This is a genomic window from Nocardioides antri (assembly GCF_008373765.1).
GTDB classification, from domain to species: Bacteria; Actinomycetota; Actinomycetes; order Propionibacteriales; family Nocardioidaceae; genus Nocardioides; species Nocardioides antri.
In genome coordinates, this window is the sequence record NZ_VUJW01000003.1 from 921,939 (window position 1) to 947,780 (window position 25,842).

35 protein-coding genes, 3 tRNA genes and 1 pseudogene are annotated in these 25,842 nt (G+C 69.8%); 16 read left to right on the top strand and 23 right to left on the bottom strand.

Annotated features, from left to right (window positions below):
• Nucleotides 1–815 precede the first annotated feature (815 nt).
• Nucleotides 816–1,715, top strand: coding sequence for a DUF2971 domain-containing protein (locus F0U47_RS10575; protein ID WP_149750339.1), 900 nt, complete (start codon nt 816–818; stop codon nt 1,713–1,715).
• Between the two features lie 244 nt (nt 1,716–1,959).
• Here the strand turns inward: F0U47_RS10575 and F0U47_RS10580 are convergent, their stop codons facing one another.
• Nucleotides 1,960–3,252, bottom strand: a complete 1,293-nt coding sequence (locus F0U47_RS10580) for a site-specific DNA-methyltransferase (protein WP_188111271.1) — start codon at nt 3,250–3,252, stop codon at nt 1,960–1,962.
• A gap of 79 nt (nt 3,253–3,331) precedes the next feature.
• Here F0U47_RS10580 and F0U47_RS10585 point away from each other — a divergent pair, with 79 nt between their 5' ends.
• Complete coding sequence (locus F0U47_RS10585; protein ID WP_188111272.1) at nt 3,332–4,423, top strand: phospholipase D family protein; 1,092 nt, start codon at nt 3,332–3,334, stop codon at nt 4,421–4,423.
• Nucleotides 4,424–4,426: 3 nt separating this feature from the next.
• On the opposite strand, the gene F0U47_RS10590 is transcribed toward F0U47_RS10585, so the two are convergent.
• From F0U47_RS10590 to F0U47_RS10600, 4 genes and pseudogenes are all read right to left on the bottom strand, one after another.
• Nucleotides 4,427–5,491 carry a DNA adenine methylase gene (locus tag F0U47_RS10590; RefSeq protein WP_246159554.1) on the bottom strand — a complete coding sequence of 355 codons (1,065 nt, stop codon included), beginning with the start codon at nt 5,489–5,491 and terminating at the stop codon, nt 4,427–4,429.
• A gap of 33 nt (nt 5,492–5,524) precedes the next feature.
• A pseudogene (locus F0U47_RS22110) lies at nt 5,525–5,830 on the bottom strand (DNA adenine methylase); the annotation flags it as partial.
• A gap of 37 nt (nt 5,831–5,867) precedes the next feature.
• Nucleotides 5,868–6,116 carry a hypothetical protein gene (locus F0U47_RS10595; RefSeq protein WP_149750347.1) on the bottom strand — a complete coding sequence of 83 codons (249 nt, stop codon included), beginning with the start codon at nt 6,114–6,116 and terminating at the stop codon, nt 5,868–5,870.
• 40 nt (nt 6,117–6,156) lie between these two features.
• A complete protein-coding gene (locus tag F0U47_RS10600; RefSeq protein ID WP_149750348.1) occupies nt 6,157–6,351 on the bottom strand; it encodes a hypothetical protein in 195 nt (64 codons plus the stop codon).
• Between the two features lie 430 nt (nt 6,352–6,781).
• Between F0U47_RS10600 and F0U47_RS10605 the strand changes: the two genes are divergently transcribed.
• On the top strand, nt 6,782–7,723 hold the full coding sequence (locus tag F0U47_RS10605) for a hypothetical protein (RefSeq protein ID WP_149750350.1): 942 nt from the start codon (nt 6,782–6,784) through the stop codon (nt 7,721–7,723).
• 222 nt (nt 7,724–7,945) lie between these two features.
• On the opposite strand, the gene F0U47_RS10610 is transcribed toward F0U47_RS10605, so the two are convergent.
• The 8 genes from F0U47_RS10610 to F0U47_RS10640 all read right to left on the bottom strand — a co-directional run bounded on the left by F0U47_RS10610 (nt 7,946) and on the right by F0U47_RS10640 (nt 11,654).
• On the bottom strand, nt 7,946–8,629 hold the full coding sequence (locus tag F0U47_RS10610) for a hypothetical protein (RefSeq protein WP_149750351.1): 684 nt from the start codon (nt 8,627–8,629) through the stop codon (nt 7,946–7,948).
• An 11-nt stretch (nt 8,630–8,640) separates the two neighbouring features.
• Entirely contained in the window at nt 8,641–8,814 is a 174-nt protein-coding gene (locus tag F0U47_RS21130) for a hypothetical protein (protein ID WP_188111274.1), read from the bottom strand.
• Complete coding sequence (locus F0U47_RS10615) at nt 8,805–9,428, bottom strand: hypothetical protein (protein WP_149750353.1); 624 nt, start codon at nt 9,426–9,428, stop codon at nt 8,805–8,807. The genes F0U47_RS21130 and F0U47_RS10615 overlap by 10 nt, the downstream gene beginning before the upstream one ends.
• A gap of 174 nt (nt 9,429–9,602) precedes the next feature.
• Nucleotides 9,603–9,815 carry a hypothetical protein gene (locus F0U47_RS10620; RefSeq protein WP_149750355.1) on the bottom strand — a complete coding sequence of 71 codons (213 nt, stop codon included), beginning with the start codon at nt 9,813–9,815 and terminating at the stop codon, nt 9,603–9,605.
• The gene (locus F0U47_RS10625) at nt 9,815–10,042 is read right to left on the bottom strand and encodes a hypothetical protein (protein ID WP_149750357.1); all 228 of its coding nucleotides are present in this window, start codon (nt 10,040–10,042) and stop codon (nt 9,815–9,817) included. Before F0U47_RS10625 ends, F0U47_RS10620 begins: the two co-directional genes overlap by 1 nt.
• Before the next feature lie 136 nt (nt 10,043–10,178).
• Complete coding sequence (locus tag F0U47_RS10630; RefSeq protein WP_149750359.1) at nt 10,179–11,129, bottom strand: helix-turn-helix domain-containing protein; 951 nt, start codon at nt 11,127–11,129, stop codon at nt 10,179–10,181.
• Complete coding sequence (locus F0U47_RS10635) at nt 11,122–11,385, bottom strand: hypothetical protein (protein WP_149750360.1); 264 nt, start codon at nt 11,383–11,385, stop codon at nt 11,122–11,124. The genes F0U47_RS10630 and F0U47_RS10635 overlap by 8 nt, the downstream gene beginning before the upstream one ends.
• On the bottom strand, nt 11,382–11,654 hold the full coding sequence (locus tag F0U47_RS10640) for a helix-turn-helix domain-containing protein (protein WP_149750361.1): 273 nt from the start codon (nt 11,652–11,654) through the stop codon (nt 11,382–11,384). The genes F0U47_RS10635 and F0U47_RS10640 overlap by 4 nt, the downstream gene beginning before the upstream one ends.
• A 48-nt stretch (nt 11,655–11,702) precedes the next feature.
• Here F0U47_RS10640 and F0U47_RS10645 point away from each other — a divergent pair, with 48 nt between their 5' ends.
• Nucleotides 11,703–12,383 (top strand): hypothetical protein, encoded by a 681-nt coding sequence (locus F0U47_RS10645; RefSeq protein ID WP_149750362.1) that lies wholly within the window; start codon nt 11,703–11,705, stop codon nt 12,381–12,383.
• A complete protein-coding gene (locus F0U47_RS10650) occupies nt 12,380–13,552 on the top strand; it encodes a site-specific integrase (RefSeq protein WP_149750363.1) in 1,173 nt (390 codons plus the stop codon). Before F0U47_RS10645 ends, F0U47_RS10650 begins: the two co-directional genes overlap by 4 nt.
• 121 nt (nt 13,553–13,673) lie before the next feature.
• On the opposite strand, the gene F0U47_RS10655 is transcribed toward F0U47_RS10650, so the two are convergent.
• Nucleotides 13,674–13,746: transfer RNA gene (locus F0U47_RS10655), tRNA-Arg, on the bottom strand.
• Nucleotides 13,747–13,881: 135 nt separating this feature from the next.
• On the opposite strand from F0U47_RS10655, the gene F0U47_RS10660 reads away from it, so the two are divergent.
• A complete protein-coding gene (locus F0U47_RS10660; protein WP_149750364.1) occupies nt 13,882–14,922 on the top strand; it encodes a phospholipase D-like domain-containing protein in 1,041 nt (346 codons plus the stop codon).
• Between the two features lie 47 nt (nt 14,923–14,969).
• Here F0U47_RS10660 and F0U47_RS21135 read toward each other — a convergent pair whose 3' ends face one another.
• From F0U47_RS21135 to F0U47_RS10675, 4 genes are all read right to left on the bottom strand, one after another.
• Entirely contained in the window at nt 14,970–15,122 is a 153-nt protein-coding gene (locus F0U47_RS21135) for a hypothetical protein (protein WP_188111275.1), read from the bottom strand.
• A 197-nt stretch (nt 15,123–15,319) separates the two neighbouring features.
• Nucleotides 15,320–15,410, bottom strand: a tRNA-Ser gene (locus tag F0U47_RS10665).
• A gap of 69 nt (nt 15,411–15,479) precedes the next feature.
• Complete coding sequence (locus tag F0U47_RS10670; protein WP_149750365.1) at nt 15,480–15,938, bottom strand: hypothetical protein; 459 nt, start codon at nt 15,936–15,938, stop codon at nt 15,480–15,482.
• A gap of 1 nt (nt 15,939) precedes the next feature.
• Nucleotides 15,940–16,024, bottom strand: a tRNA-Ser gene (locus F0U47_RS10675).
• A 102-nt stretch (nt 16,025–16,126) separates the two neighbouring features.
• On the opposite strand from F0U47_RS10675, the gene F0U47_RS10680 reads away from it, so the two are divergent.
• A complete protein-coding gene (locus F0U47_RS10680; protein WP_149750366.1) occupies nt 16,127–16,741 on the top strand; it encodes a TetR/AcrR family transcriptional regulator in 615 nt (204 codons plus the stop codon).
• Here F0U47_RS10680 and F0U47_RS10685 read toward each other — a convergent pair whose 3' ends face one another.
• A complete protein-coding gene (locus F0U47_RS10685; protein ID WP_149750367.1) occupies nt 16,742–17,161 on the bottom strand; it encodes an ImmA/IrrE family metallo-endopeptidase in 420 nt (139 codons plus the stop codon).
• Between the two features lie 29 nt (nt 17,162–17,190).
• The gene (locus tag F0U47_RS10690) at nt 17,191–17,568 is read right to left on the bottom strand and encodes a helix-turn-helix domain-containing protein (protein ID WP_149750368.1); all 378 of its coding nucleotides are present in this window, start codon (nt 17,566–17,568) and stop codon (nt 17,191–17,193) included.
• Between the two features lie 79 nt (nt 17,569–17,647).
• On the opposite strand from F0U47_RS10690, the gene F0U47_RS10695 reads away from it, so the two are divergent.
• The 5 genes from F0U47_RS10695 to F0U47_RS10710 are packed head-to-tail and all read left to right on the top strand — an operon-like array spanning nt 17,648 to nt 21,046.
• Complete coding sequence (locus F0U47_RS10695) at nt 17,648–17,926, top strand: helix-turn-helix domain-containing protein (RefSeq protein WP_149750369.1); 279 nt, start codon at nt 17,648–17,650, stop codon at nt 17,924–17,926.
• 60 nt (nt 17,927–17,986) lie between these two features.
• Entirely contained in the window at nt 17,987–18,463 is a 477-nt protein-coding gene (locus F0U47_RS21140) for a hypothetical protein (protein ID WP_188111276.1), read from the top strand.
• Nucleotides 18,460–19,191 (top strand): ABC transporter ATP-binding protein, encoded by a 732-nt coding sequence (locus tag F0U47_RS10700; protein WP_188111277.1) that lies wholly within the window; start codon nt 18,460–18,462, stop codon nt 19,189–19,191. Before F0U47_RS21140 ends, F0U47_RS10700 begins: the two co-directional genes overlap by 4 nt.
• Nucleotides 19,188–20,471, top strand: coding sequence for a hypothetical protein (locus F0U47_RS10705; RefSeq protein ID WP_149750371.1), 1,284 nt, complete (start codon nt 19,188–19,190; stop codon nt 20,469–20,471). The genes F0U47_RS10700 and F0U47_RS10705 overlap by 4 nt, the downstream gene beginning before the upstream one ends.
• The gene (locus F0U47_RS10710; protein ID WP_149750372.1) at nt 20,468–21,046 is read left to right on the top strand and encodes a hypothetical protein; all 579 of its coding nucleotides are present in this window, start codon (nt 20,468–20,470) and stop codon (nt 21,044–21,046) included. Before F0U47_RS10705 ends, F0U47_RS10710 begins: the two co-directional genes overlap by 4 nt.
• Here the strand turns inward: F0U47_RS10710 and F0U47_RS10715 are convergent.
• Genes F0U47_RS10715 through F0U47_RS10725 form a run of 3 tightly spaced genes read right to left on the bottom strand, consistent with a single transcriptional unit; the run spans nt 20,988 to nt 23,139 of the window.
• Complete coding sequence (locus tag F0U47_RS10715) at nt 20,988–21,212, bottom strand: biotin/lipoyl-binding carrier protein (RefSeq protein ID WP_149750373.1); 225 nt, start codon at nt 21,210–21,212, stop codon at nt 20,988–20,990. The two genes, F0U47_RS10710 and F0U47_RS10715, sit on opposite strands and share 59 nt — an antisense overlap.
• Before the next feature lie 41 nt (nt 21,213–21,253).
• Nucleotides 21,254–22,294 (bottom strand): hypothetical protein, encoded by a 1,041-nt coding sequence (locus F0U47_RS10720; RefSeq protein ID WP_149750374.1) that lies wholly within the window; start codon nt 22,292–22,294, stop codon nt 21,254–21,256.
• A gap of 11 nt (nt 22,295–22,305) precedes the next feature.
• A complete protein-coding gene (locus F0U47_RS10725; protein ID WP_246159555.1) occupies nt 22,306–23,139 on the bottom strand; it encodes a carbon-nitrogen hydrolase family protein in 834 nt (277 codons plus the stop codon).
• Nucleotides 23,140–23,201: 62 nt separating this feature from the next.
• Between F0U47_RS10725 and mobA the strand changes: the two genes are divergently transcribed.
• Genes mobA through F0U47_RS10745 form a run of 4 tightly spaced genes read left to right on the top strand, consistent with a single transcriptional unit; the run spans nt 23,202 to nt 25,841 of the window.
• Complete coding sequence (gene mobA / locus F0U47_RS10730; RefSeq protein WP_246159556.1) at nt 23,202–23,786, top strand: molybdenum cofactor guanylyltransferase; 585 nt, start codon at nt 23,202–23,204, stop codon at nt 23,784–23,786.
• Between the two features lie 49 nt (nt 23,787–23,835).
• The gene (locus F0U47_RS10735; protein ID WP_149750375.1) at nt 23,836–24,204 is read left to right on the top strand and encodes a DUF6457 domain-containing protein; all 369 of its coding nucleotides are present in this window, start codon (nt 23,836–23,838) and stop codon (nt 24,202–24,204) included.
• A 57-nt stretch (nt 24,205–24,261) separates the two neighbouring features.
• Nucleotides 24,262–25,239: an NAD(P)H-quinone oxidoreductase gene (locus tag F0U47_RS10740; RefSeq protein WP_149750376.1), complete on the top strand. Its 978-nt coding sequence runs from the start codon at nt 24,262–24,264 to the stop codon at nt 25,237–25,239.
• Nucleotides 25,240–25,253: 14 nt separating this feature from the next.
• Nucleotides 25,254–25,841: a bacterial proteasome activator family protein gene (locus F0U47_RS10745; RefSeq protein WP_149750377.1), complete on the top strand. Its 588-nt coding sequence runs from the start codon at nt 25,254–25,256 to the stop codon at nt 25,839–25,841.
• The last annotated feature ends 1 nt before the right edge of the window (nt 25,842 follow it).

Below are 25,842 nucleotides of genomic sequence, written 5' to 3' on the forward strand. Positions count from 1 at the left end.
CCGCCAACCTCACGACCCCTAGATTGGCACGGCTCTCCGCGCGGCTCTCAGGGCGCGCACACGTCGAAGTGCCCAAACGGGATAGGAGCGGCCTGCTTGGTCGTGATAGTCCGGCCGTCCCCGAACGTGACGCCGCCGGCCACGGTGAGCGACCAGGCTCTTAACCCGCGCCCCGGGTGATCTCCGCAGAGGGAGACATGGAGGACGCTGCCCCGAGTTCGGGGGGACGCGACCTGAAACGACCCGTCGCGACACCGAAGGAGCGGAGAGTTCTTGGGCCGGTTTTGGGACGGAAGAGGGCCGCTGCCCAGTTGGCAAGCGACCCTCGTGAACCCGTTTGCGCAGGTCATGCGGTGAATCGGATCTGCGCGCCCGGACCCGCTCGCTTCGCTCGCGGTCGGGCGCTTGCTCGGCGCACCTCCAGAAGCCGGCGCATCCCTGACGCGCAAGAAGCTGGCGCCGTTCCGGCGCCGGCTTCTGGAGCTGACCTCGCTGCGCGCCCGTAGGGATTCGAACCCCAAACCTTCTGATCCGTAGGCAGAGGATGAGCATCTGCCTAGTGTCAGAGCGTGCTGTTTCGTCCCGGTCGCCTCGTGTTTGGGTGAGGAACGAGTACTCCTCGTGCTGTCCGATGTCGAGCTGTCTGTGAGATTGGCGTGAGAGCTGTTCGGGCACCGGCCGTGCATTGCTCAACCGCGTCTTGCGGCGTTGCAGTCGGCCCCAGGTAGCACACCCCGGCGCTGTAGCCTCACTGCCGATTGCGAACAATTGCCGATGTGAGGACACGCGGCCCCAGGCGATCTAAGGTCGGCGCCGTGCTGGATGAGTACTCCATTAACCACTACCTCGCGGACCCCAACGTTCGGGCCGGTGCCGGCGCTGGGGCCGACGGTCTTCTGTTTCACTACGCGAGCGCGGCCTCTCTTGAGGCGATCTTGGCGAGCGGCAACATCCGGTTGAACACGCTGGACCGGATGAACGACCCGCGCGAGCGCAAGGACTGGGTCGCGCGGGACCTCGTCGTTCCCGAAGGCGACCTCGATTGGTCGATGCTCGCGGAGCAGGGCGCCGTCGCTGATGAGCCGAACCGCCTGCTGCGTCTAGGCGCCCGCATTGCGTGCTTCACCAAGGAGCGAGAGCCGCTTCCCGGGGCTGACCCAGATGCACTGTTCCACCGCGGCTGGGCCCGGGCTCGGATGTGGCACCAGTACGCCGCCGAGCACAGCGGCGCCTGCCTTGTGTTCGACATGGCCGAGCTGGTTCGGGCTGTGGACAGCGCCCGAAAGATCGGGGACGGAGACGTCTTCTCGATCAACTCTGTGCGCTACGCCGACAAGCCGCTGCGGTTGCCGCTGACCGGCGCGTTCACGGACGTCGCCGCAATCCAGTCGGCACTGGACGATCTGACCTCCGACGGGAACCGGATCGCGGACCTGTACTTCTCCAAGAACACCGATTGGCAGTCCGAGGACGAAGTCCGCATCCTCGTCCTTCTTTGGGACCCGACAAGCGCCATCGCGCTAGAGCCCCTCGATCTCCCCTACGGCAACAGCCTCAAAGCGGTCGTCCTCGGAGAGAACTTCGGCGACCCTCCGTGGTTGCGTTCGGCCGTCGCCGACCGCGGCCTGTCCGAGGACGACGTCCTCCGGGCGGACTGGGTCGACGGGGCGCCCACTCTCAAGGCGTACATCGAGGAATGGGTCCCGCTCATCTAGCGTCCTCTCGGATCGGGATGCGCCGGCGGGCACGCGGAACGGTCCTCTGCTGGAGGTGGTGGGCGGACTTGCGAGCTTCACTTCGCCAGGTCCCTGCTCGCTGTCGACATGCGTGCGCCGCCACACGCGACCTCGCTTGGCGAAGGTCTATCCGGTTGTTTTGGCGGGCGCCTGGACGGTGCCGGTTTGTGGGCGCCGGCGCCTTCCCTCGTCGCCGACAGAGTTCGATCAAGCCCCTGAAGGCTCACACAGCGTCGGCGGAGTCTCCGACGGGCGGCACCGACAGAACTGAAAAACTCGGACCGTCGCTCGCAAAAGACCCTTGCTGTGCCCGCAGCCGCGGGATCGCACACCCACTCAATGTGGCTTCCTGCGCCTCGATCGCTATCCACCGCCGATTTAGCCTGCTAGCCACCACAGCGGTTGTTCCCGAGCCGGCGTATGGGTCGAGCACCAAGTCGCCGGGGTCAGTCGCCACTTCGATGATGCGCTCCATCAGGCTTTCCGGCTTAGGTGTGTCGAACGGCGTCTTGCCCCCAACCGTCCTGAGCAGTTCCTTCTTCGCTGCGGCGGTGTCACCGACCTCGCTGGCCAACCACAAGGTCGACGGGGCGAGATCTTCAACCTCGTCCTCATACCGCTTCAGTCGCGGACGGCCGTCGCCGCCTTTGGGCCAGTAGACGCGCCCCGCGCGAACCAACTCCTCGAATCGAGGAGCGGTATAGGTCCAGCACCTCCCCGCGGGCGGGTCATGCACGACCCCAGTCGGAGTTGTAATCGCATAAAACTGACTCGCGGTCCCGTGACCAGCTTGGGCGCTAAGAGGCACCGACCTCCAAGGTCCTCGCGGATCATTGTCCGGGTTCGAAAAGCCGCCGGTGTTCGCGAGCCCGTTCCGGACGCTCTTCCAGTGCTTGTGACCGCTGGGCGCATACACATGCACGTAATCGTGCGAAGCGCTGAAAGCCTTTCGGTTGTCACGGGACGTCCTGCGCTGCCATATGACCGTCGCGACGAAGGAGTCCGCCCCAAAGACCTCATCCATTAAACAGCGCCCGTGGTGCTGCTCGCTGTCGTCAAGGTGCAGCCAGACGCTCCCGTTTCTGTGCAACAGCTTCTTGATCAGGATCAGGCGCGCCTGCAACGCCTCAAGCCAGTCGGCTGTGTGGACTGCATCGTCGTAGTGCCCGAACCGAGCCCCGGTGTTGAACGGCGGGTCAAGGTAGGCCAGTTTCACCTCGCCCTGCGTCGCCTGCCAGGTCGGGCCGCCTTCGACGATAGCCGCGAGCACAGTCAGGTTGTCACCATGGACCAGCAGGTTCCCGTCGAGGTCCGCCCCGTCACCCCTCGCGACCAGTGTTGCCGCCTGAGCGCCTCCGGGGTGAGCCAGATCTCCACTCGACTTGCCGGGCCACGTCAGCTCAGGAAGGCGGACATCTGCAGCCTTCACCCGCGCTCGAGACGTCCGGAGGGTCGGGATCGATGCTCTGGGCGAGCCTTGGCCGCTGGCAACTTCGGGCGACACGTCGGCAAGCATGACGCTGAAGATACAGGGGACATGCGACGCTGCCTGCCAGGCAACGCCGCGCTGTCGCCCGAGGCTAGGAGATACCCGCATGTCCTCCGTTCTTCACTTCCAAGAGCCGGGCGGCGATGAGACGTCGTTGTTGACGGCATTGCTGGGGGCGGCAGCCGAAGCGTCCAGCGGAGGCGCCATCTTTGCGTGGTCCAACGTGCACGGGGCAAGGGCTTTGCTGGACAACCCCGGTTTCGAGCCCTTCCTCAAGAACAGCCCATTTGAGTTGCTGGTCGGCACCGACACGATCACCGATCCGAAAGCGATCGCAACGCTGGAGGAGCAACAGACTGACTGGCCGTTACTTACCGTCAAGGCGTTTGTGCACGGTCAAGCGTCTTTGTTCCACCCGAAAATGGCGTGGTTCCGTGCCGGCGAAGAACTGCGTCTGATCGTCGGATCAGCGAACCTAACCCGCGGCGGGCTGCAGGCTAACTGGGAGGTCTTCACGACTCTTGTCGTCGTGGGAACAGCCGCTGACGAACTAGAGACACAGATCTCGACATGGATTGAGCAGCACAAGGAATACATCCTTGACCTCTCGGATCCGAGAGTGGCCGAAGCAGTTGCAGGCAACGTTGGTTACGAGGGGGCCTTGAAGAAGGCGGCTCCGACTAAACCCGATCCCGACGAATCGAAGGCAGCTTCCGGAACCGACTGCCTGGTCGCAGAGATCCCCAAGAATCGAAAGGATCGACTGGGCAACTCGCTATTCAGCCAAGCGAACTTCAGCCAAGCGATCTTCGAGAGCTTCTTCCAAATGGGTGGCGGCGAGAACGAGGTCCTTCTATACCACGTCGCGGAAGACGGAAGTCTGGGCGAACTTGAAAGTCGGCAAGGCAAGTTCAAGCCGGCTAGCCGGAACTATTACTTCGAGTTGGGTGCCGCCGCCGGGGTTCCGCACTCTGGTACCCGGCCGCCGGTGGGCGTCTTCCTTCACCTTCAGAGCGGTGCATACCTCTACCTCTATCGGCTGCCTGGAGAGAGCGGCTATGCGCAACTCGACGAGTTGTTGAATTCACTCTGGACGCCGCGCGGGAATCAGGGACGTCGAGTTGAGGTCACACGCGATCAACTTGCCGCGGCTTGGCCCGAGTGCCCGCTCTTGTCGGCGCCAGAGCCAGATGCGTAAGCCTTACGGACGACACACGACAAGTACCTCTGCCTGCTCGGCCGGGGAGGCGTTTACATGGCGTGCATTGAACTTGGAGTGTGAGATGCCAGCGATGGGCAAGACCTCGACATGGTCGAAAGTTTCTTCCAGAACGCGCAGTAGCACGCCCATGGTCATCACTCTCTGACGAGGTTTCTCGGTCTCGGGGATGGGTGAATAACTCAGAACAAGTGGAAGGTCCCGTTGCTTCAGTTCGCCGCAGAGCTGAGCGAGGGCCAGCGGCGCCGACCGGACGATACTGAAAGGAGATTGATGCCGTTCCTGCCTGTAGAGCCCTCGGCTTGGAACTTCGCGCCCACCGAGCCGGACGGTGGTAAGACCTGGCTGATCCCCAATAGCAATGGTCTCGAGGACGTGGTAGAAGCGGCTGTAGTGGTCACGTGTGTAGGGGGGATCGGCGTAAACCACACCCACGTCAAGCGGCAGATTCCCGAGGACGTCCCGGAAGTCGGCCCGCACCGCCACGGCGGGATGAGCTGCCGGCTGCCGAAAGCTCCACTTCGAGAGCCAACGCATGAACACCGGTAGTGCTTGCTGGCTTCGGCTCCTGCGAACTGCTGCTACGGAGTTTGTCTTAACAGCACCGGCGGCGGTTCGAACCCGGACCGGCTGTGCGAAATGACCCCCCACGCTCGCAACTAGCTCACTCGCCGTGCTGAGGATGGCCGCCAGGATTGTGTCTTTCTCATCTGACGCCGCGCCATGAGCAACCACGCACAGGGCGTCAAGGGTGGCGGCCTGCTGATAGGAGAAGTACACACCGCCGTAATGCTCGGTGATAGCGGCGTACCGGCTGTTGCGCAGGGCCTTGGCAGCGTCCGTCAGCAGGAAGCCAAGGCTGTCGGTTGGGCTCTGATGCCCTCCGGACCAAGTCCAGCTCGCGATCGAGCCACCTTCGACCAAGTCGCACAGCGCGACGTCGTCGTGACCCGCCAGCAGGCGCTCCTCCTCAGCAACCAGGGCGTCGAACGCGTCGCTGCGCAGACCTTGGAGTGCATCGTCAACCGCCTCGCAGATGTGCGACATCCGGCCCGCCGTGAGTGCGTGTGGTCGTAACTGCGCTGACGTCAGAACTCGGCTGTACTCCTGAATGTCCGCCGCGAGGACGGGCCCACTCCTCGCCAACCGGTCAGCTACCACGCCGGTGCCCGCGAACAAGTCGCACGCCGTCGGGCGCCCAGTGGTTCGCAGCGGGTTAACCTGCGCTTCGATCGCATCCAAGAGACGCCACTTGCTCCCGAGATACTGGATCGGCCGGAATGACTCACCGCTTGGGCTAGTTGCCGCATCCGTCGTCCTCAGCACAGACCGAAGGTAACGGCACCCTCCGACTGAAATGCCAAAGCGCGCCGCCGGACCGGCCACGAACCGCGTCCCGTCCGCCCCTCAGCGAAGACCTTCCTCAGCCGCGGTGAGCTACGTGCGGCTCGGCGATAACCTTACGAACGGTCCAGGGCAGTCCGGCCGCGCTCGCGGCTCTGGCGCACAGCGCCCGTCCCGCATCGATCGACATAGCGGTGAGAGTGACGTCCATCCAACGGTCGCCGAGCGCGTAGGCGGCCCCGGAAGCAGCCGGGAGAGCGGCAGCAAAGACATCTAGCCCCGACTCTGGATCGTCCATGTCGAGGCTCACGGTCACCATCAGATCCATGCCGCTCACCGCACGCCGACCTCCGAACGCTTTTCAGCGATCAGGACACGGGCGCCTCAGCGCCGTACGCGCCGACGTGGCGGCTCAGCCCGGAGCGCGCGACGTACTCCGCGTCGTCCCGCTCCAGCCCGCGGGCACGCACAGGCGAGGCGTTGACCGTCTTACCGTTCACGGTCGTCGTGGGGTCCTCCGCGTCCCGCGGTATCGACCCCGGGACGGTGATCGTTGCGATCATGGGCCACAGCTCGATCCTGACGACGCGCGGCCAGCAGCACGTGCGCACGGAGCGCGCGATGGCCGCGCTTGAGCTCGTCGCCGACAGGCTGCAGGTCGGCTAGCAGATGCCGCACGCCGTTCCCGACACGCCGGGGCATCCGTGTTCGCCGAGGGCGAAACTCGTGCTCACCTGATGGCCGGGAAATGTGCGGACCTAGCCCAGATCTGGCCGAATTGCCCCAAGAAACCTTGGTAAACCCCTTCTGAACTGGCCTCTTGCACAGCAGTTCGATGACCTCAGGGCAACATTTCTTGACGTCGAGATCCACAGATCCCGTCGGCGCCTGCGACTCCCGGCCTGCGACTGGTGTTAGGCTGAGCCTCGCTTAAGGAAAACTGCTCTCGATCATCCGAGGTCGAGGGAGTTGCGACTCGATCAGGAGATCGGCATGACTAGCACGACCCAACTGCACTCCGTGCAGGACAGCCACGCTCGGTTCGAGGCCGGCGACGACATCGCCGACCATGGCTACCCTGCCACGTCCGACGCGGCCGGTGGTGACAACGGAAACGGACCTACTAGGAACGTCCGCGCCCCCAAGAAGGCGCGCGCCACGAAGCCGATCCCGACCGACCGACTCAGCTTCGAGAACCAGCTCGCCGTCCTCAAGAACGTCGCGATCACGAGCGGCAACACCCGACGGGGCTCGAACTCCAACGCCATGTCAGCCGCGATCGGGCTCAAGGGGGACACCGGCGGCCTAATCGCAAGGTTCTTCCGGTCCGCCGGCTGGTTCGAGCTCGCCGACGCCCGCGGCGAGTACACCGCCAGCCCGGGCACCATCGCGTGGAACCAGCACATCACGGTCGACTCCACGGCGCAGTACGACGCCGCGGCCAAGATGCGTGCCGAGGTGGCGAAGAGCTGGTTCTGGGAGGTGCTCGAGCCGATGCTCGCGAGCGGTCATTCCATCCGGGACTCGCTGGCGCTCCTCGAGCTCGCAAAGGCCGCTGGCGCGACCAACCACGTCCCGCAGCTCACCATGATCCTCCAGTGGCTGGAGTGGGTCGGCCTCATCGTTATCGAGGACGACTACCTGCGGCTCCGCGCCGATCGCGACGCGCCGGCAGAGCCGGGCGAGGACTCGGCGGAGAGCGTTGTCGTCAGTGATGGGGAGTCGAACTCCGACGCCGACGACGTGGCCGAGGAGATGACGCCCCCGCAGCTCACTACTGCCGACGAGAGCCGCGGCCGCCCGGCCGGCGTCGTCGACACCGAGGCAATCGTCTCCTTCACCTTGAGCGTCCGACTGACCGCGGATGACCTGCAGGTGATGGACGAGACCCAGCGGGACTTCGTGCTCGCACTGGCTGAACGCCTGCGGGGCTAGCCGCCTGGCGTAAATAGACTGGCGCCGCCGCCCGCGAGCCGGAGTTGTTCTTGCTTAAGGAAACTGCTCCGCGAGGCTCGGGGCGGCGGCGTCTGCCGTTTACGGTAGCCGATTTCGCCAGCCTGTCCAGCATCCTCGCCGAAGATTGTGACGGGCTTCACGAGCGCTCAGGCGGTTCCGGGCGCGCTTCGCGGATCCCCGATCACGGTGCATCCCGCGCGCTCAGCGGCGCGAGCGGCGGCGTGGCGTCTGGGCCCGGAGGGCCTCGTACTCGGCGGTGTACCTCTCCAACCCCCGAGCGCGCACAGGAGAGGCGTTGACGGTCCGCCCGCCTCCGGTCGTTGTGGCGCCGCCGCGGCGCGCGGCGTTGGTGCGGAGCAGGGCGAGATCCTCGCCGGCGCGCTCGTACGGAATGAGCCGTGCCTCCTCGTCGGCAAGCTGCTCGCGGAGCTTGTCGACCTTCCGGCGGATCGGCTCAGCCTCGGCCTCCAGGTGTGCGGCCAGGGCGTCGTGCTGTTCCTCGAGCATCCCGAGCTCGGTGGCCTCCAGGAGCGAGTGGAGGTCGTCGAACACGTGCTGCGGGTAGGCGGGCCACGGCCACGGCTCCTCGTCCACAGGCGGCGGCACCGGCTTACTCGGATCGAGCATCGCGGCTCGGACAGCCTCAGCGCGCTCGGCGTTCGCGGCGTCCATGCGGCGCCTGCGGGCCTCGGCCTCGTTGCGGATCCGGGCCTCGGCTTGGATCAGGTGCTCCCGCTCCTCGGCGAGGCGCCGGAAGTCGGGGAGGTCGGCGAACGCGGACGGCACTTGGGTCTGTCGCACGGGGTGGGCGCGCAAGTGCCGGCCGTAGCGGGAGCGGCGTCGGGCCTGCTCCTCCTCGGTGGGCAGCGGTAGCGGGTTCGTCATGGTCGTGGTCCTCACTGGTCGGCGTCGGTGGGCAGGCGGAGACGGCGCCGCAGCTCGTCGAGCTCGGTCGTCGTGTCCTGGGCTTTCAGGTGGTCGAGTAGGCGCCGTTCGGCGCTGGTCAGGTCGGCGGGTTCGCGGGCGCTCAGCTCGCGGAGTCGCCTCGCAGGGAGTCCGGTCAACGGCATGGCCAGGTGTCCTCTCTGTGGGTGTGGGCGGCGCCGGTCGTGGTCGGCGGGCTCAGCGGCTCAGCGGCCGCGCGGGCCTCCTCGAGCCGGGTGTCGATCTCGCGGCGGAGCGCGGCGAGCCGGTCGCGGCGGGCCTCATCGTCCAGCGTGGCGACGTCGGTGACCGGGATCGGGCCCCCCTCGGGTCCGCTGATCGTGACGCGGTGGGGCTCCCCGAGCACGTCACGTTCGATCTTCGCGGCGACGTCCCATAGGCGGGTGAGGTCGCTCGGCGACAGGTCGGCGGCGTCGAGTCCGTTGAGCCGCTCCTCCACCTTGCGGAGCGCCTCGCGGGCGACGCGGAGGTGTCGGCGGGCGGACTCTCGGCGGGCCTCTCTGAGCTCCTCGTCGTAGGTGCGGCGCATCGCGGCGTCCCATGCCTCAACACGGGCCTGCCAGCGGTGACGGCTGCTCCATCGGTGCAGGAGACTCGCGGACTTGTTGCACTCGGCGGCGACCTTCACGACACTCCGGCCCGGCCCGGCCTCGAGGTAGGCGCGGAACGCGGCGTACGCCTTGCCGGTCTCGTCGGGCAGCTGCTCCCCGGGCTCCACGTAGGTCGTCGGCTCGGTCATCGGGTCGTCTCTCGGTTCTGGACGTACGGGACGCAGTCGCGGCACGCGCCCGTGCGGGTGTTTGCCCTGACCGGAATCCCGCAGCGGACGCAGGGGCGGCGCCGGGCCTCGGAGTCGCCGGGGGTGCCGGATCGGTCGGCGAGCGTCCCGTTCACAGGGCGGCGGTGGCGTGGCTCAGGCATCGCGGGCACCTGTCGCGGTGCCGGTCCGGCTGGGGAGCCGGCCACCGGGGAGCCGGAGGGGCAGGCGGCGGCGCCCGAGGATCGCGGGTGAGCACTTCCCTGCGCAGACGAGCCGGAGAGCCGCCTCCTCGGGAGTCTCGGCGCGCTCCACGTGCGCGCCCGGACGGCGCGAGGCCTGGCGCTGGCGGCGGTTTCGGCGCGGCATCACGTCTCCTGGGAGGTCTGGTCGTCGAGCGTCCGGGCCGCGAGCGCCCGGGCGAGCACCTCGGCGACGTCGAAGGCAAGCTCTACGCCGCTCTGGTCGACGTTCGGGGCGTCGGTGACGGCGCAGAGCAGCGCATCGGAGACCGCGCCCGTGCTGGCGGCCTGGCGGGCGACGTCGACGAGCTGGGCGGCGATTCGGTACGGGTCGCCGTGGTTGAGGGCGTTCATCGCCGGCCCCGCTTTCTCGCGGCGCGCTTCGTGGCAGCGTCATCCCGGGCGGCGGTCGTGCCGTCGGCGTAGCGGGACGGGATCGCGCCTCGGGCGCTGGCGGGGCGGTTGAGGCGGCGGGGTCGCTGCTGGCACTTCATCGGGTCTCCTCTCGGACGACGTACAGGTGTCGCTCCCCCGCGGCAGTGCGATCGGCGCTGGCGCGGTGTTCGACGAGGGCCTGCAACATCACGGTCCATTCCTCGTCGGTCACATTGGGACCGGGTATCGGCAGGGCTGGCACGGCGGCCTCCTCGGTCATGGCTGGTTGGGGCACACCTGTCTGGTGCTGGGGCACAGAGCCCGAGTCGGGTTGGGGCACACCTGTCTGGCGCTTGGGGCACACCTGCCGGGTCTCCCGGCTTAGGTAGGTGGCGAGGGCCTCGACGTCCGGGAGCTGGTAGACGCTCGCGCGGGGCGTCCGGCGCGGGGTCGTGTTCCGCTTGGCTCCGGCCTTCCTTGGGTCGCCAACCCACCGGCCGCGCTCGACGAGCACGAGCAGCCCGGCGGCGTCGAGCCGGCCGAGGTGGTAGCGGACGGCCTTCACAGTGAGTCCGGTCGCCTCGGCTGTCGGTTGCAGTGGCAGGTTCGCGAGCGTGCGGCCGGTCGACTCGGCTCGGTCGGCGGCGTGGCAGAGCAGAGTTCGCTGCGCGTCCGGCAGCAGGACGTCAGGGTCCGCGGCCAGGTCGCGGACGCGCTGGGCACGCCGCACGGCTTCGTCGCGGGCGGTTTCCGTCGTCCACGCGGGAGACTCCTCTGCGCGCTTCTCCGCGCGCTCCCACGCGGTTGTGAGGGTCCGGGCGAGGCTCCGGGGAGTCCGCACCTTCCCGCTGCTGGTCAGGCGGGCCTGCCGCCCGAGATCCGATCCGGGCTCGAGCACGAGGTACTCCCACTCGGGACGGCTCCATCCGTGAGCGATCGCCGAGAGCGCGGTGCGCCCGAGCTCGTCCCACACGGCCCGATCTCCGCGCGCGCGGAGCTCTCGGGGCGGCACACCATCGCGGATCAGGTCGACGGCCCAGCCGGGCAGGTTGGTCCGGTCAATCACCGCCACCGCCACGGCCGGAAGCGGTCGCGGGCTGGCGGTCGTGGCGGTCGAGCAGGGCAAGGGCAGGTGAAGCGGAGAGGTGGGGCCTGCAACGAGGACACGGGGTCGGGCGGCCGCGCTCGTCATCAGCGAGCCACCCGGCGACGCAGTAGCGCCCGTGCAGGTTGTCGAGCGCCTGCTGCTCGGCACGTAGCTCGGCGGCGTGCTCGCGCTCCTCGAGCACGTCCTGCGAGCGCGTCGGCGGCCAGGTGCTCACGACCGACTCCCGGTAGCCGGGGCATCGTCAAGGTCGGCGAGCGCCTGGGCGCCGAGCATCCGCAGCAACGCGGCGGTGGGGACGACGATGCGGTGACCGATACGGAGGCTCGGGAGGTCTCCGCGCTCGGCGGCCTCGTACGCGACACTCCGGCCGACCCCGAGCAGGGAGGCGGCCGAGACCTTGGATGCGTGCCACACGGGCAGCGTTGTCGGCAGATCCCGGAGATCGCCGAGCGCGTGCCCGCTGGTGTTGATTACTGCCGTCATGGATCCAATGGTGGTACGGGATGCGTGTGTTCCTGTACCCTCTTAGCCATGGAACGCAACAACGCACAGCGCGACCCCGGCGAGTGTGTCGCAACCGAGAGCACCTCTGACCCCGTGGTGTCAGACGTTGAGCGGGAGGTCGAGGCGCGCGGCTGGCACGTGACGTCGCACTGGTTCGCTGTCGGCGGGCAGGTCATCGCAGCCGGGCTGGACGTGCGGTCGTTCACTACGAGCGAGCCGGGCGCTCTGCCTGTCCAGTCGGGCGAGTTCGCGCCTTGGGACACCCCCGGGGAGATCACTCGACGAGCGGTCGAGAGCATCCCGATTGGGACGATCCTGCGGGAGCACAAGCGGCGCGCCTGGGTCACGCTCGCCGGACGTTCTGAGCAGGTCGCGGAGACGTTCCCGGAGACTGCAACCGAGTGGGGGGAGCTCGCGGGCTCAATGGACACGCCCCAGCGGCGCAAGAGCTCACGAGAGGCGCTGTACGGCCGAGTGGCCGAGCTCTACCGCCAGGCCGAAAGGCACAGGGAGACCGCACCTGCGGAGTACGTCCGTGCACGCCTCGAGTCGGACCCGCGCTGGGCCGAGCTGCCGGAGCTGCACCCGTCGCGAGACACCGAGGCGAAGCGCGTCCGGGTCCGCAAGTGGATCAAGAGGGCGCGAGACCTTCAGTACCTAGACCCGGCGTCGTCGACTCCGGCCGCCAAGAGGAAGGAAGGCAAGTGAGGATCACCAAGCCGAAGCCGGGCGAGCCGATCCGGTTCGTCGAGAGCAAGGGTGGCCCCCGATACCGGGTCGTGCTGGACGTGTCACCGAAGGGCGCTTCGCGGCGTCAGGTGACCCGCACGTACGCGACGCTTCGGGAGGCGCGGGCGTTCGTCGAGGAGACCCGGACGCGGGTCCGCCAGGGCAACTACACGGCTCCGAGCCGGGTCACGGTGCGGCAGCTTGCAGAGGATTGGCTCCGATCCCGTGTCGACGTCCGCGAGGTCACGGTGAACGGGTACCGCGGCGTGCTCGCGCCGGTGCTCGAGCGGGTCGGTGAGCGGCCGGCCCAGACGTTCACGCGGCGCGACGTCGAGGCGCTGATGATGTGGTGTGAGGAATCCGGCGGCGCCCGGGGTAAGGGCCTGTCTCAGCGCTCGCTGGTCTACACGCTCGGCACCTTGCGGCAAGTGTTCGCGTACGGCGTCTCGCTCGGCGTGCTGGCGACCAATCCCGCGGCCGACGTGAAGGCTCGTCGGCGGACGAAGGGCAACCGCAACGACGTCGAGGTGTGGGACGTCGAGCAGCTCCTCACGTTCCGACAGGTCGCGGACGTGGATCCCTGGGCGGCGGCGTGGCGGCTGACGCTCTGCGGACTGCGGCGCTCGGAGGTGCTCGGCATGTCGTGGCGGTCGGTCGACGTCGAGGCGGGATCCGTCCAGGTCGAGGCTTCCCGGGTCGCGCTCACAGAAGGGCGCACGGCCGTCGACGACACCAAGAGCGCGGCCTCTCATCGCGCGGTGCCGGTCGAGTCCATGCACCCCGGAACGGTCGGGCTTCTGCGGGCACTGTCGGCCCGGCAGGCTGCGGATCGGCTGGCGGCGGGCGGGGCGTACGCCGATAGCGGGCTGATGCTGGTCGACGCGCTCGGCCAGGAGATCGCGCCGGATGCGTACTCGGCGAGGTTCCGCGCGCTGTGCCGCCAGGCGGGCGTGCCGGTGATCCGGCTTCACGCTGTGCGGCACACGTTAGCGCTCATGCTTCACCGGGCGGGTGAGGCTCCGGCCGACGTCGCGGCGCTGCTCGGGCATACGGTGGCGACGCATCTTGCGGTGTACGTGCCGGGCACCGAGCGCGGAGCGCGGTCGGCGGCGGGCAGGTTCGGTGAGGTGCTCGCGGCGGTCCGGTAAGCCGTCGCGGGCGCTCACTGGTGCAACCTGTGAGAGAACCGTGAGAGAGAACAGCCCCCGAGCCGGTAAGTCTCGGGGGCTGTTCGTCTGTTTGCGCTGGTCAGGACGTGAATCCGATCTGCGCGCCCGTAGGGATTCGAACCCCAAACCTTCTGATCCGTAGTCAGATGCTCTATCCGTTGAGCTACGGGCGCATGCCGCCTCGCGAGCGACCGGACGAGAATAGCCGAGGCCAAGACCGGATGCCGAATCGCCCCGGTGTGGGATCATGAGCGCCGACACCTGCCCGGTGGGGGCTGCCCGGGCGCACACGTGAGCGGGAGGTCGCGTTGTCCGGCTACGAGCCCGAGGACCGTGAGCTGTTCGAGCGCGCGGCGACCGAGCTCTACGACATGGTCGTCCGGGAGGGCGGGATCCCGCCCGACGACGCTCGCATCGCCGACGGCACCGACACGAAGGCCGCGCTCGACCTGCTGGCCGAGCTCAACCTCGTGCAGCTGGACCAGGTTGCCGGCGTGTGGCGGGCGCTCGAGCCGGCGAACGTGCAGTCGCGGGTGGTCACGCCGCTGAGCAGCGAGGGTGCCCGGCTGCTCGAGGAGTCGGCGCGCTGGGCCAAGGCGTTCCAGACGCTCAACCACTCCTGGCGGCGGTCACCGGTGGCGCAGAGCTCGGGCCCGTTCACGTACCTCCACAACGAGGCGATCAACCCCTACCTCACCGCCCTCATCGGCGACGCGGAGGAGGACCTGCTCACCGCGCAGCCGCAGACCGGACGCGACGCGCCCTCGATCGCGACCGCCGCGCTCCGCGACATCCAGGCGCTCGAGCGCGGGATCTCGATGCGCACGCTCTACCAGCACAGCGCGCGCCGCAGCGCGATCACGCAGAAGTACGTCGCCGCGGTGACGGTGCGCGGCGCGGAGGTGCGCACGCTCGACGAGTTCTTCAACCGCATGATCGTCGTCGACCGGCGGGTGGCCGTGATCCCGGCAGCGGACACGCTGGCCACGGCGGTCGTCGTACGCGAGCCGGCCGTCGTCGCCTACCTGATCGACGTGTTCGAGCGCGCCTGGGCCCGCGGCCGGCCGTTCGTCAACGCCGAGGAGACCACGGTCCGTGAGATCGCCGACGAGCAGCGGGCGATGACGATCCGGATGCTGATCGCCGGGCACTCCGACGCGATGAGCGCCAAGCGGCTCGGCGTCAGCCCGCGCACGTATGCCGGCTACGTCGCCGATCTCAAGGCCGAGTACGACGCCGACACCCGGTTCCAGCTCGGCTACCGGATGGGAAGCGGAGGCATCACGGGCAACGAGGCCGCCGAGGCAGCCGAGGGACAGGGCACGCCGGAGGAGCGGGACGAGAAGTAGCAACGACCGCCGGGCAGCGCCCGGCGGTCGTCGAGGTCCTGCTCAGGTCAGTTGCCGTGTCCTGGAGCGACCCGGCATGCACCGCCGCAGCCCCACGCGCTGTCCAGCGCCTGGGCGGACGGCGTGACGACCGCTGACAGTCCCACCATCGCCACCGTGGCCACGACCACCAACGCGGCCCTTCGTCCGAACTCCCTCATCCCTCAGCCCTCCCGATTGGTGCGGGGTCCGCACGAGCCCCAGACACAAAGACGATCCGTCCCTACCCAACATCCGGAGCGACGATTCCGCAATCCCCAGAATTTCCTCTTGCCCAGGAGCCTCTGCACGCGACGTACTTTGTCGGCCACCACCGGAAACGAGAACCCCCGGCGAGCGAGCTCACCGGGGGCTGACGCGGAGGCGGAGGGATTTGAACCCTCGATGGGGTTGTAGCCCCAAACCCGCTTAGCAGGCGGGCGCCATAGACCAGACTAGGCGACGCCTCCCTGCTGACCGGCGCGCCGGTCAGCGGACACAGGCTACAAGGCCGCGCGGGGCCTGGCCGAATCGGCCCGTCAGCGGGCCGCGCGGCTCAGGTGGTCGCGGATGTCGCGGGCGAAGTCGTCCTTGTCGGCGGCCAGGAGCTGCACAGGAATCGTCGTCGCGCGGCCGTCCTTCAGCCGGAGGACGACGCACGGCACGTCCTGGGGCTGGGTCGCCACCGCGTCCTCGACCTCGCTCCACCGGGCCTCCTTCACGCCGGCGCCGCGGACCATCCGGACCTGGTAGCCGGTCGCGGTGAGACGTACGACGGCCACCCGGCTCCGCAGCCACCACGCGACGCCGATCAGGCCCAGCAGGCCGGCGCCGAGGAGCACGACGAGGACGTCCGGCCCGATCCCCAGCGCCGCGACGACCAGGGTGCCGACGAGGATCACCACAGCGAAGACGATCAGGTAGGCACCGACGAACCGCGCCACCACCAACGGGGCGAGGCGGTAGTCGACGGACGCGGACGAGGGGGAGCTGCTCACGCAGAGGGGGCGGGATTCGAACCCGCGGTAGGTCTCCCTACGACCGCTTTCAAGGCGGTTCCGATCGGCCACTCCGGCACCCCTCCTCGGGGACGAGGTCCCCGAACGGACAAGTCTAGAGACGCAGACGCTGTGGGCTCCCACCGGCACCGGCACCCGGGCGGTCTTGCGCTGACTAGGCTCGCGCCATGACCAACCGTGACGGGTCGGTCGCTCCCCCCGCCCGTCGTACCCACGCCGAACGACGACAGGAGACTCGGGCCAAGCTCGTCGCCGCCACGATCGAGAGCCTCGTCGAGGAGGGCTGGTCCGGCACGAGCACCCGGGCGGTCGCCCAGCGAGCGGGCGTCAGCCAGGGCGCGCAGCAGCACTACTTCCCCACCAAGCGCGCGCTGGTCGAGGCCGCGCTCGAGGCGATCCTGGCGGAGCAGAACGCCGCCGCGACGACGTGGGACGTGCCCGCCGCCGAGGAGGAGCGGGTCGGGTTCCTCCTCGACCGGCTCTGGGAGATCCACTGCCTGCCGGTCAACCTCGCCGTCCAGGAGCTGCTCACCATGGCACGCACCGACCCGGAGACGGCCGAGTCGATCGGCCGGCTGCACGCCGAGGCCGAGCGCGCCGCGATCACGGCCGGGCACACGCTCCTGCCCACGCTCGGCACCCATCCGGACTTCCCCGCCAGGGTGCGCACCAGCGTGGCCACCATGCGCGGGATCGTCGCCGTCGCCGCGGTCGCGGACCCGCGGGAGTCGGACCTCTGGCCGCATGCCCGCGGCGTCCTGCTGCGGGGGATGCCGCGCTGATCAGGCGGCGCGGGCAGCACGCCGGCTGAGGTAGTCGCGCTCCGCCGGGTCCAGCCACCGCAGCCGGTCGCACAGGACGTCGACGTCGACGAGGAGCTCGACCGCCGCCTCGTCCAGCGACGACGCCCAGGCCAGCGCCTCACCCACGTCCTCGATCGTCGGCAGGAGCAACCGCGCCACCTCACGCCGGACCCGCAGCTCCTCCCGCTCGGCGAGGACGCCGACGAGCGTGGGGCCCCGCTCCGCGTGAAGGCACTCGTGGAGCGCCGTGCACCGACGCTCCTCCCAGGACAGGTTGGTGCGGAGGCTGATGACCTTCTCCTCGAACAGGGTGAAGCCCTGGTCCGGGTCGTCTTCGGGGCGGTGCCAGTGCAGCTCCCACCCACGGAGGGTCCGGAGCCGGCGCCAGGGGTCGATCACGCCCTCACGTTAGACGCGACGACCGGCACTTAGTCCCCGGCCGGGGCCGCCTTGCGCGACCTGCCGCGCGCCGCTCGTTTCTGGACCTCGGGCACCGAGCGCTCCCCGGCGCGGCGCCGGGCGAGGTCGTCCGCCGGCCGGCCGCGTCGCCGGCGCTCGAAGGCCTCGAGCTCGCCGGCCCAGTCCCGCGGATCGACCCCGAGCGCGAGCGCGATCGTGATGAGCTGGCTGACGTGGATCAACCGGGGGCTGGCGGTGGGCGACAGGATGTTGGCGAGGGAGCTCCGCGGTATCGCGGTCGCCCGTGCCAGCTCTTCCTGCGTCATTCCCGAGTCAGCGAACCCGTCGCGGATCAACCGGAGCGTCTCCAGGTTGATCGGCGAGGAGGCGTGCTCCTTCTGTCCCATCCCTCGACAGTATCCCATTTTGAACAGGTTGGCGCGCCGATGCTTGCGTGGAGTTCCATTCTGAACTACCGTCGCAGGCGTGTCCCACTCTGAACATCGCGGTGAGCGTGCCCGGCAAGCTGCTGCCTGCGAGCTGAGAGCGGCCGTCGCGCGGAAACAGCTCACGCTTTCCGCATTGAGTGCCGCGGCGGGGATCCCCCGCTCGACGCTGCACAGCAAGCTCCAGGGCCACAGCGACCTGACCGTCGCCGAGCTCGTGAAGCTGGCGATTGCCCTCGATGTGCCGGTAGCCCGCCTGGTGGCGCGGATGGTGGAGGTCTCGGAGGGCGAGGGCACGGGGAAACCCGCGCAGCGATGAAACCGGGCAGGAGTTTCCTGCTCGCCGTCAACGGAAAGGCATCTCATGTTCGCACCACGATTGATCAGACAGCACTCCTCGGTCGTCCTCGCCACGATCGGCGCGGCGGTGTTCGTCGCGACGAGCCCGGCCATGGCCGCGTCGGAGAACTGGAACTCCAGGTCCGACCCGCTCGTCGCGTGGGAGGACGGTGATCGGCAGGCGTTGGCCTACGGCACGGCCTACACGAAGGAGGGCAGCCTCAAGAACCACACCTACTACCGCGACCCGCGTGCGGGGGGCGACGCCGTCTACACGGAGACGGACTACAACCTCTACGTCCAAGAATCCTCCGGCGACAGCCACTGGCGAGGCAGGTGCTGCAAGGACCAGAGCGCCCGCGACGACAGCGGCGACTGGGTCGACCAGTACGACGCCTGGTACTACGCCAACCACTCCACCGCCGAGAAGGGTCGGGTCTACTACAAGGTCTGCGAGGACCAGGACTGGAGTCCCGACGCCTGCAGCCCCAATCCCTGGGTCACCTTCAACCTGTGAGCGTCGTCCTCTCGGGCATCCAGTGCACCTACAGGATCGGTGACCGTCCGGCGGTCTCGATCGAGTCGCTCGAGCTGACGGCGGGACCCGTTGGTCTCGTGGGCGTCAACGGCGCCGGCAAGTCGACCCTGCTCCGCACCCTCGCCGGCGCGCGACGGCCGCAGGCCGGCTCGGTCACCCTCGGTGGCGAGGAGCTCTACCACCGCCATCGACGCACCGTGGTCCAGCAGATCGGCTACATGCCGCAGGAGATCCAGTTCCCCGCAGAGCTCCGCGTCACCCAGGTCCTCGCCTACGTGTGCTGGCTGCGCGGCATCCCATCGCGGACCGCGAAGGCGAGGACTGCCGGCGCGATCGAGGCCGTCGGCCTCACCGATCGCGCGGGCCAGCTGACCGGTCAGCTCTCGGGCGGGATGCGCCGGCGGCTGGCGCTCGCGGCCGCGCTCGTCAGCGAGCCACGCCTGCTGCTGCTCGACGAGCCGACGACGGGTCTCGACCCCGAGCAGCGGGCCGGCGTACGAGCGATCATCAGCAACCTGGACCAGGAGTGCCTCACCGTGATGAGCAGCCACGTCATGGAGGACGTCGCCAGCGTGACCGCGAGGATCGTCGTCCTGCACGAAGGCTCCGTCATCTACCACGGCGACACCCCGGCGTTCGTGGAGGAGCGCGGCGGTCCAGGACGGTCCGCCGAGCACGCCTTCCTCTCCACGATCGCGGGCTCATGATCGGCCTTCGCACCGAGTGGCTCGGCCCGCCTCGGGTCCGCGCGGCGCTGCTGGCCGCACTGGTCGGCGCAGGGCTGGTGCCGGTCCTGGATCGGGACATGCCATGGCTCGGCTCCTGGAAGGTGGCGCTCGACCAGGGCACCTTCAGCATCACCACCCTCGGCCCGGTGGCGGCAGGGATCGCCTGTTCGGTCTATGTCCGGATCCGCCGGTCGGAAGTACCTGAGCTGCTCGCCCAGGCACGACGACCCTGGCTCGGATGGCTGGCACCAGGGATCGGGGTCTGGGGGCTCGCGTCGCTCGCCGTCGTGTTGATCTGCGCTTTCACGACAACCGTCACCTGGGCGATCGGAGCGCACGCCTACCCCGATCTGTTCTGGGTGGTCCCGCCCGCGCTCGCCGTCCTGGCTGCCGAGGTCGCGATCGGGGCGCTCATCGGGAGCCAGGTCCAGCATCACTGGGCCACGCCGTGGGCGGCGGTGATCGTGTTCATGGTCTACATCCTCTCGAGCGTGGGCGTGCTGCCCGGTGTGTTCCGCACCGGTGGGGTCACGGGCACGCTCGCCGGCCAGACCTTCCACGCCCCCACGTTCGCCTGGCAGGCGTTGGCCGGCGTCGGACTGGCCGGCGGGGCGATGGCGCTGTCCCGGTGGGAGCTGTTCCGGGTCTCCGGCCCGGTCAGCCGCGGGGCGACCGGGCTTGCCCTGGTGGGCGCGGTCGTCGCCATGTTCCAGCTCCGCGGGGACAGCGACGAGCGATACGTGTTCGCCGCGACGGTGCAGTACGAGTGCCGCGAAGGGGAGCCGACCGTCTGCATGCTGCTCGAGACGACCCGGCCTCTCGACGACCTCTCCGCCAAGATGCGCAGCCTTTCCGACCACCTCGAGGCCGCGGGCGCCCAGCTGCCCGAGCAGTTCCGGCAGCGGGTCCCTGGGGAGCCCGATCCTCACCACGGCTTCCTGCGGATGCGGGGCGACGCCGTCCTGGCGGCCACGGTCGACTACCTCACTGCGGCAGAGTCGTTGGCACAGCCAGCGGGCTGCTCGGCCTACTCCAGCGATGACCCCCGCGTGCTCCCGGAGGTGTGGTTCACCGTCGACGACGTCCTGGTCCGCTGGCTCCTCGTCCAGGAGGGCCACGAGACTGCCCCGTCCGACGGCGCGCTGGCCGATTGGTGGGCCCTACCACGGGCGCGCCAGTGGCCGTGGGTCCGCGCGACCTACGACGCGCTCCGCGACTGCCGGCTGCACGCCCTGCGCCTGCCGACGTCAGCCTCGTGATCGCGGCCTTGCGGGCATGGGGCGTCAGTCGGGTCGTGCTGGTGGTCGGCGTCGCCGTGGTCGTCATCGAGACCACGGCCACCGATCAGTTCACCCTTCCGACCATCGAGGACCGCATCAACGGCTGGGCACTGGTGCCGGCGTTGGTCGCCCTCACCCTGGCGGAGCCACTCGTCGACCGCTCCCCCGAGCTCACCGAGCACGCCACCCGCTCGCCGGTCGTGATCGCGCTTGCCCGGCTCGCGCTGGCGTACGCCGGCGCCGTCGTCGTGGCCGGCTACTGCCTGTTCTCGCCGGAGGGCGGGGTCGTCGCGGCGTACGTCCTGACATCCCTGGCGTTGGCCAGCGTGGCGGCGGCACTCATCGGACCCTGGTACTGGGCTCCGCTGGTCCCGATCACCTTCGCCTGGCTCCAACAGACGGCAGGTGCGTTCCCGCGGCCGTCGTTCGCGATCCCGGTGGCCGTCCTGGTCGGCACCGTGGCCGGGTCTTCGATCGTCTACGCCGGGGCGACGGTCATCCGAGCTCGACCAGCAGGTCGCCCTCCTGGACGACGTCGCCGACGTCGACCTTGACCGCGCGCACGACCCCGCCCGTCTCCACGAGGACCGGGATCTCCATCTTCATCGACTCCAGCAGCAGGACGGTGTCGCCTGCGGCCACCGTGTCGCCGACAGCCACGTCGACCGAGAGGACGTTGGCGACCATCTCGGCCCTGATCTCCGACGCTCGACTGCGCATGCTGGGACGTTATCGGTTACTTCCAGGTACGAGGGCATCGCCTAGAGCAAGGCGGCCGTGCGCCGCGGTTCGGGCCGTACGGCGGCAGCCTGCTCCGCCACCCGGCTCCGCCGGCCGCGGGTGCCGGTGAGCGCCAGGTCGAGCCGGATGACCACGAACGCGAGCACAAGTCCGACCACCAGGCCGTAGCCCGCGGACAGCGCCACCTCCGACAGCTCGACCGCCGGGTTGCCGAGCGAGGTCGCGACGGGTGACGTCGCTGCCACGCCGAACGCGCAGACCCACCAGCCCTGCCGGCGCCGGGCCCGCATGTGGCAGCCGTAGGCCAGGGCGGGGACGCCGAGCACCGCGACGATCGGCCGCGGGAACGCCCCGAGGTGCTCACGGCTCCAGTCGACCTGCTCCAGCAGCCAGTCGACGAGGCCGGTGGAGCCGTAGCGCCGGAGCAGCTCGGCGTACAGGAGCGTCGCCAGCAGCAGTGCCGCGCCGATGGCCACGATCAGCACCCCGCGCCGGCCGAGGCCGTGGAGGCCGGCGCCGAGGCGGAAGACGAGGATCTCGGCGCTGATCAGGGCGATGCCGAGCCCGAGGTACTCGAACCGGGTCACGTCGATCGCCGGCTCGAACCCGACCGCGGCCATCGCGCCGACCGCCGCCAGCCCCATCCCGATGACGCACTCGCGGACGGCGCCCGCGAAGGTCCGGGCCGGCACCGTCGCCATCACGCCGAGCACCGCCGCGACGGCGGTCGTCAGCACCGCGGCGCCGGTCGCGAGGACGGCCTGGTCGGCCCACACGGCCAGCAGCCCGAGGGCGACCGCGAGCGTCCCGAAGATGACCGGCCGGCCGCCGGTCCGTGCCGCCAGAGCCCAGGCGTACGTCCCGGCGATCGTCACCGAGCCGGTGACGCCGAGCCACTCGGGACCGACCGGCACCATCGCGCAGACCAGGCAGGCCGTCGCAGCGAGGACCAGCACGGCCCAGACCGCCACCGGCAGCCGGGAGGCCGCGAGACCGGCCACCCGTCGCTGCAGGCCTGCTGCAGCGGGCCGCACGGCGGCGGGGGTGGCATGGCGGGACACAGGCGAGGAGCCTACAGACGACGGTTCGCCAGGGACGGGTTGGTACGACGCGCCGCGGCGAGCGTCGTACGGTCCACCTCCGCGGTGAGGACGACGGGCTCGGCGGCGTCACCGGGGCCGGTCTCGACGACGATCTCGCCGAGCGGGTCGACGACCAGCGAATGGCCGGTGTAGCGCGGCGCCGGCTGGCCGACCGCGGCGACGTACACGGTGTTCTCGATGGCCCGGGCGGTGACCAGCGTCCGCCAGTGGTGGGCCTTGCGCGGCCCGGCCACCCACGCTGCGGGCACGACGACCAGCTCGGCGCCGGCGTCGACGAGGCGCCGGGTCAGCTCGGGGAACCGCAGGTCGTAGCAGGTCATGAGCCCGACCCGCCAGCCGCAGACGTCCACGACGACCGGCGCGATCGGACCGGCGAGCAGCCGGTCGGACTCGCGGTGGCCGAAGGAGTCGTAGAGGTGCACCTTGCGGTACGACGCCTGCGTCCCGCCGCGCACGACGAGCGTGTTGTAGGGGCGCTCCGGGTCGGTGCTCCGCTCGAACATCCCGGCGACGACGGTGCTGCCGCGGGCGGCGGCCACGCGCTCGACCTCGGTCGCGAACGGGCCGGCGAGGTCCTCGGCGTAGGCGCTGAGGTCGGACCCCGGCTCGCCGAAGTCGCGGGCGAAGGCCTCGGGGAAGACCACCAGGTCGCGGTCCGTCGGGGCGAGCCGGTCGAGCATCGCCCGGTTGGGCTCGGGCTCGAGCCCCGACGCCGCCTGGACCAGCGCCAGGCTCAGCCGCTCCTTCGCCTGCGGGGTCGGCTCGGCGGTCCCTGAGCCTGTCGAATGGGTGGTATGGCTCACGCCACCAGTGTCCCCGCCGGACCTGGCTTCCCGGGCGCCGGGGGGTTTGCGAGACTCGACAGGTGATCGAGCCCGGGTTGACCAGCTTCGCCGCGATCGTCCTCGCCGGCGGCCAGGCCACCCGGCTCGGCGGGGCCGACAAGGCGACCATCGAGGTGCGCGGCCGCTCGCTGCTCGAGCACGCGCTCGACACGGTCATCGACGCCGCCGAGGTCGTGGTCGTCGGCCAGCAGGTGCCGACCGAGCGACCGGTGACCTTCGTCGTCGAGGACCCGCAGTACGGCGGCCCGGTGGCCGGTCTGCTGACCGGGCGCGACTCCCTCCTCCGCGAGTTCCCCTGGCTCGCCGTCATCGCGGTCGACATGCCGTTCGTCTCCGCCGCGACGATCCGCCGCATGCACGAGGCGGCGGTCGGGCACGACGGCGCTGTGCTTGTCGACCCCGGCCTCCGGCGCCAGCTCGCCTTCATCGTCGACAGCGCGCGGCTCGCCGAGGTGGAGCCCGACCGGGAGGGGCGGTACGGCCACCCCGTGTCCACCCTCCTCGACAAGCTGGACCTCGTCGCCGTGCCCGCGCTCGGCCGCGAGCACCGCGACATCGACTCCTGGAAGGACCTGCGCGACCTCGGGGACGAAGAGGAGGCCTGATCCGCGCCAAGGTCTTGTCAGCGAGGCGCTCCAAAGTCACCCTGGGATGGTGAACCTCCACGACTGGATCGACGAGCTGTGCGACCTCCTCGATGTCGAGAGCGAGGCTGACGAGAGCCTGCTGGGGGACCTCGCCGAGGTGGCGCACGACAATGTGCACCCGATGGCCGGACCGGTGACCGCCTTCCTCCTCGGAGTGGCGGCCGGCGTACGGGACGCCGGACCGGAGGCGGTCGAGCGGATGGCGGCCCGGGTTCAGGCCCTGGCCGAGGCGTGGGACCGGCCCGCCGGCGTGACCGACGACCCCAGCGACGTCGAGGCCGACGGCGAGGTCGACGAGGAGCTGCGCCACCTCGACGAGATCGACGAGGTGGAAGAGGTCGACGAGGCCGAGGAGGAAGAGGACCTCCTCGTCTGACCGGCCGCCCGCGCCCTGCGCGCACCGGCACGAAACCGGGTCGGCAAGATGGGGCACATGCGTGCCGTCACCGTGACCGAGCCCGGCGGACCCGAGGTCCTGACCATCAGCGAGCTGCCCGACCCGGAGCCGGGGCCGGGCGAGGTGCTCATCGAGGTGGCTGCGACGGCGGTCAACCGGGCCGACCTGCTGCAGCGGCAGGGGTTCTACCCACCGCCTCCGGGCGCCTCCGACGTGCTCGGCCTGGAGTGCACCGGCACGATCGCCGCCGTGGGTGACGACGTCACGGGCTGGGCCGTCGGCACACCGGTCTGCGCGCTGCTGGCCGGCGGTGGCTACGCCAGCCGCGTCGTCGTACCGGCCGGCCAGGTGATGCCCGTTCCCGGCGGCATCGACGTCGTGACCGCGGCGGCGCTGCCCGAGGTGGCGTGCACCGTCTGGTCGAACGTGTTCATGGTCGCCGGGCTCCAGCCCGACGACGTGTTCCTCGTCCACGGCGGGGCGGGCGGCATCGGGACGATGGCCATCCAGCTGGCGTCGACCCTCGGCGCCCGGGTGTTCGCCACGGCCGGCAGTCCCGACAAGCTGGAGCTCTGCCGGTCGCTGGGCGCGGAGGTGGCGATCAGCTACCGCGACGAGGACTTCGTCGAGGTGGTGCGCGCGCACACCGACGGTCGCGGTGCCGACGTGGTGCTCGACAACATGGCAGCGAAGTACCTCCAGCGGAACGTCGCCGTCCTCGCCAAGGAGGGCCGGCTCGTGATCATCGGGATGCAGGGCGGCACGAAGGCGGAGCTCGACATCGCCCAGCTGCTCTCGAAGCGGGGCGCGATCATCGCGACCACGCTGCGGTCGCGGCCGGTCGACGGCAAGGCCGCGATCTGCGCGTCCGTGGTCGAGCACGTCTGGCCGCTGGTCGCCGACGGGCGGATCCGGCCGATCGTGCACGAGACGCTCCCCCTGGACCGGGTCGCCGACGCGCACCGGATCCTCGAGGACAGCAGCCACACCGGGAAGGTCCTGCTCACCCTCTGACTAGGGTTGGCCCTATGAACGAGCAGTCTCCCGAGCCCACCGAGCAGCAGATCGTCGTGATCGGCCCCGACGGTCGACCAGTCGCCGCGATGCCGGCCGGCGCCGTGCCCGCCTCGGAGGACGACTCCGAGGAGGAGGGCGAGCGGGCGCTGACGGACCTGGTCGAGCAGCCGGCGAAGGTGATGCGGATCGGCAGCATGATCCGCCAGCTGCTGGAGGAGGTGAAGGCGGCGCCGCTCGACGACGCCAGCCGCCAGCGCCTGCGCGACATCCACCAGTCGTCGATCAAGGAGCTCGAGGCCGGCCTCGCGCCCGAGCTGGTCGAGGAGCTCGACCGGCTCTCGCTGCCCTTCACCGAGGACGCCACGCCCTCGGCAGCGGAGCTCCGGATCGCCCAGGCCCAGCTCGTCGGCTGGCTCGAGGGCTTGTTCCACGGCATCCAGACGGCCATCTACGCCCAGCAGATGGCCGCCCGCGCCCAGTTCGAGCAGATCCGGAAGGCGCTCCCGCCGGGCATGCATCCCGGGATGCCCGAGCAGGGCCAGCAGGGGCCGCCGCAGCCCCCGACCGGCGACGAGGGCCGCAGCGGGATGTACCTCTAGG

Excerpts from the sequence above, each read along its gene's own strand:
- F0U47_RS10580 (WP_188111271.1), bottom strand. The coding sequence starts at position 3,252 with ATGCTTGCCGACGTGTCGCCCGAAGTTGCCAGCGGCCAAGGCTCGCCC.
- F0U47_RS10585 (WP_188111272.1), top strand. The coding sequence starts at position 3,332 with ATGTCCTCCGTTCTTCACTTCCAAGAGCCGGGCGGCGATGAGACGTCG.
- F0U47_RS10590 (WP_246159554.1), bottom strand. The coding sequence starts at position 5,491 with ATGTCGCACATCTGCGAGGCGGTTGACGATGCACTCCAAGGTCTGCGC.
- F0U47_RS10595 (WP_149750347.1), bottom strand. The coding sequence starts at position 6,116 with ATGGATCTGATGGTGACCGTGAGCCTCGACATGGACGATCCAGAGTCG.
- F0U47_RS10600 (WP_149750348.1), bottom strand. The coding sequence starts at position 6,351 with ATGATCGCAACGATCACCGTCCCGGGGTCGATACCGCGGGACGCGGAG.
- F0U47_RS10605 (WP_149750350.1), top strand. The coding sequence starts at position 6,782 with ATGACTAGCACGACCCAACTGCACTCCGTGCAGGACAGCCACGCTCGG.
- F0U47_RS10610 (WP_149750351.1), bottom strand. The coding sequence starts at position 8,629 with ATGACGAACCCGCTACCGCTGCCCACCGAGGAGGAGCAGGCCCGACGC.
- F0U47_RS21130 (WP_188111274.1), bottom strand. The coding sequence starts at position 8,814 with ATGCCGTTGACCGGACTCCCTGCGAGGCGACTCCGCGAGCTGAGCGCC.
- F0U47_RS10615 (WP_149750353.1), bottom strand. The coding sequence starts at position 9,428 with ATGACCGAGCCGACGACCTACGTGGAGCCCGGGGAGCAGCTGCCCGAC.
- F0U47_RS10620 (WP_149750355.1), bottom strand. The coding sequence starts at position 9,815 with ATGCCGCGCCGAAACCGCCGCCAGCGCCAGGCCTCGCGCCGTCCGGGC.
- F0U47_RS10625 (WP_149750357.1), bottom strand. The coding sequence starts at position 10,042 with ATGAACGCCCTCAACCACGGCGACCCGTACCGAATCGCCGCCCAGCTC.
- F0U47_RS10640 (WP_149750361.1), bottom strand. The coding sequence starts at position 11,654 with ATGACGGCAGTAATCAACACCAGCGGGCACGCGCTCGGCGATCTCCGG.
- F0U47_RS10645 (WP_149750362.1), top strand. The coding sequence starts at position 11,703 with ATGGAACGCAACAACGCACAGCGCGACCCCGGCGAGTGTGTCGCAACC.
- F0U47_RS21135 (WP_188111275.1), bottom strand. The coding sequence starts at position 15,122 with ATGAGGGAGTTCGGACGAAGGGCCGCGTTGGTGGTCGTGGCCACGGTG.
- F0U47_RS10680 (WP_149750366.1), top strand. The coding sequence starts at position 16,127 with ATGACCAACCGTGACGGGTCGGTCGCTCCCCCCGCCCGTCGTACCCAC.
- F0U47_RS10690 (WP_149750368.1), bottom strand. The coding sequence starts at position 17,568 with ATGGGACAGAAGGAGCACGCCTCCTCGCCGATCAACCTGGAGACGCTC.
- F0U47_RS10705 (WP_149750371.1), top strand. The coding sequence starts at position 19,188 with ATGATCGGCCTTCGCACCGAGTGGCTCGGCCCGCCTCGGGTCCGCGCG.
- F0U47_RS10715 (WP_149750373.1), bottom strand. The coding sequence starts at position 21,212 with ATGCGCAGTCGAGCGTCGGAGATCAGGGCCGAGATGGTCGCCAACGTC.
- F0U47_RS10740 (WP_149750376.1), top strand. The coding sequence starts at position 24,262 with ATGCGTGCCGTCACCGTGACCGAGCCCGGCGGACCCGAGGTCCTGACC.
- F0U47_RS10745 (WP_149750377.1), top strand. The coding sequence starts at position 25,254 with ATGAACGAGCAGTCTCCCGAGCCCACCGAGCAGCAGATCGTCGTGATC.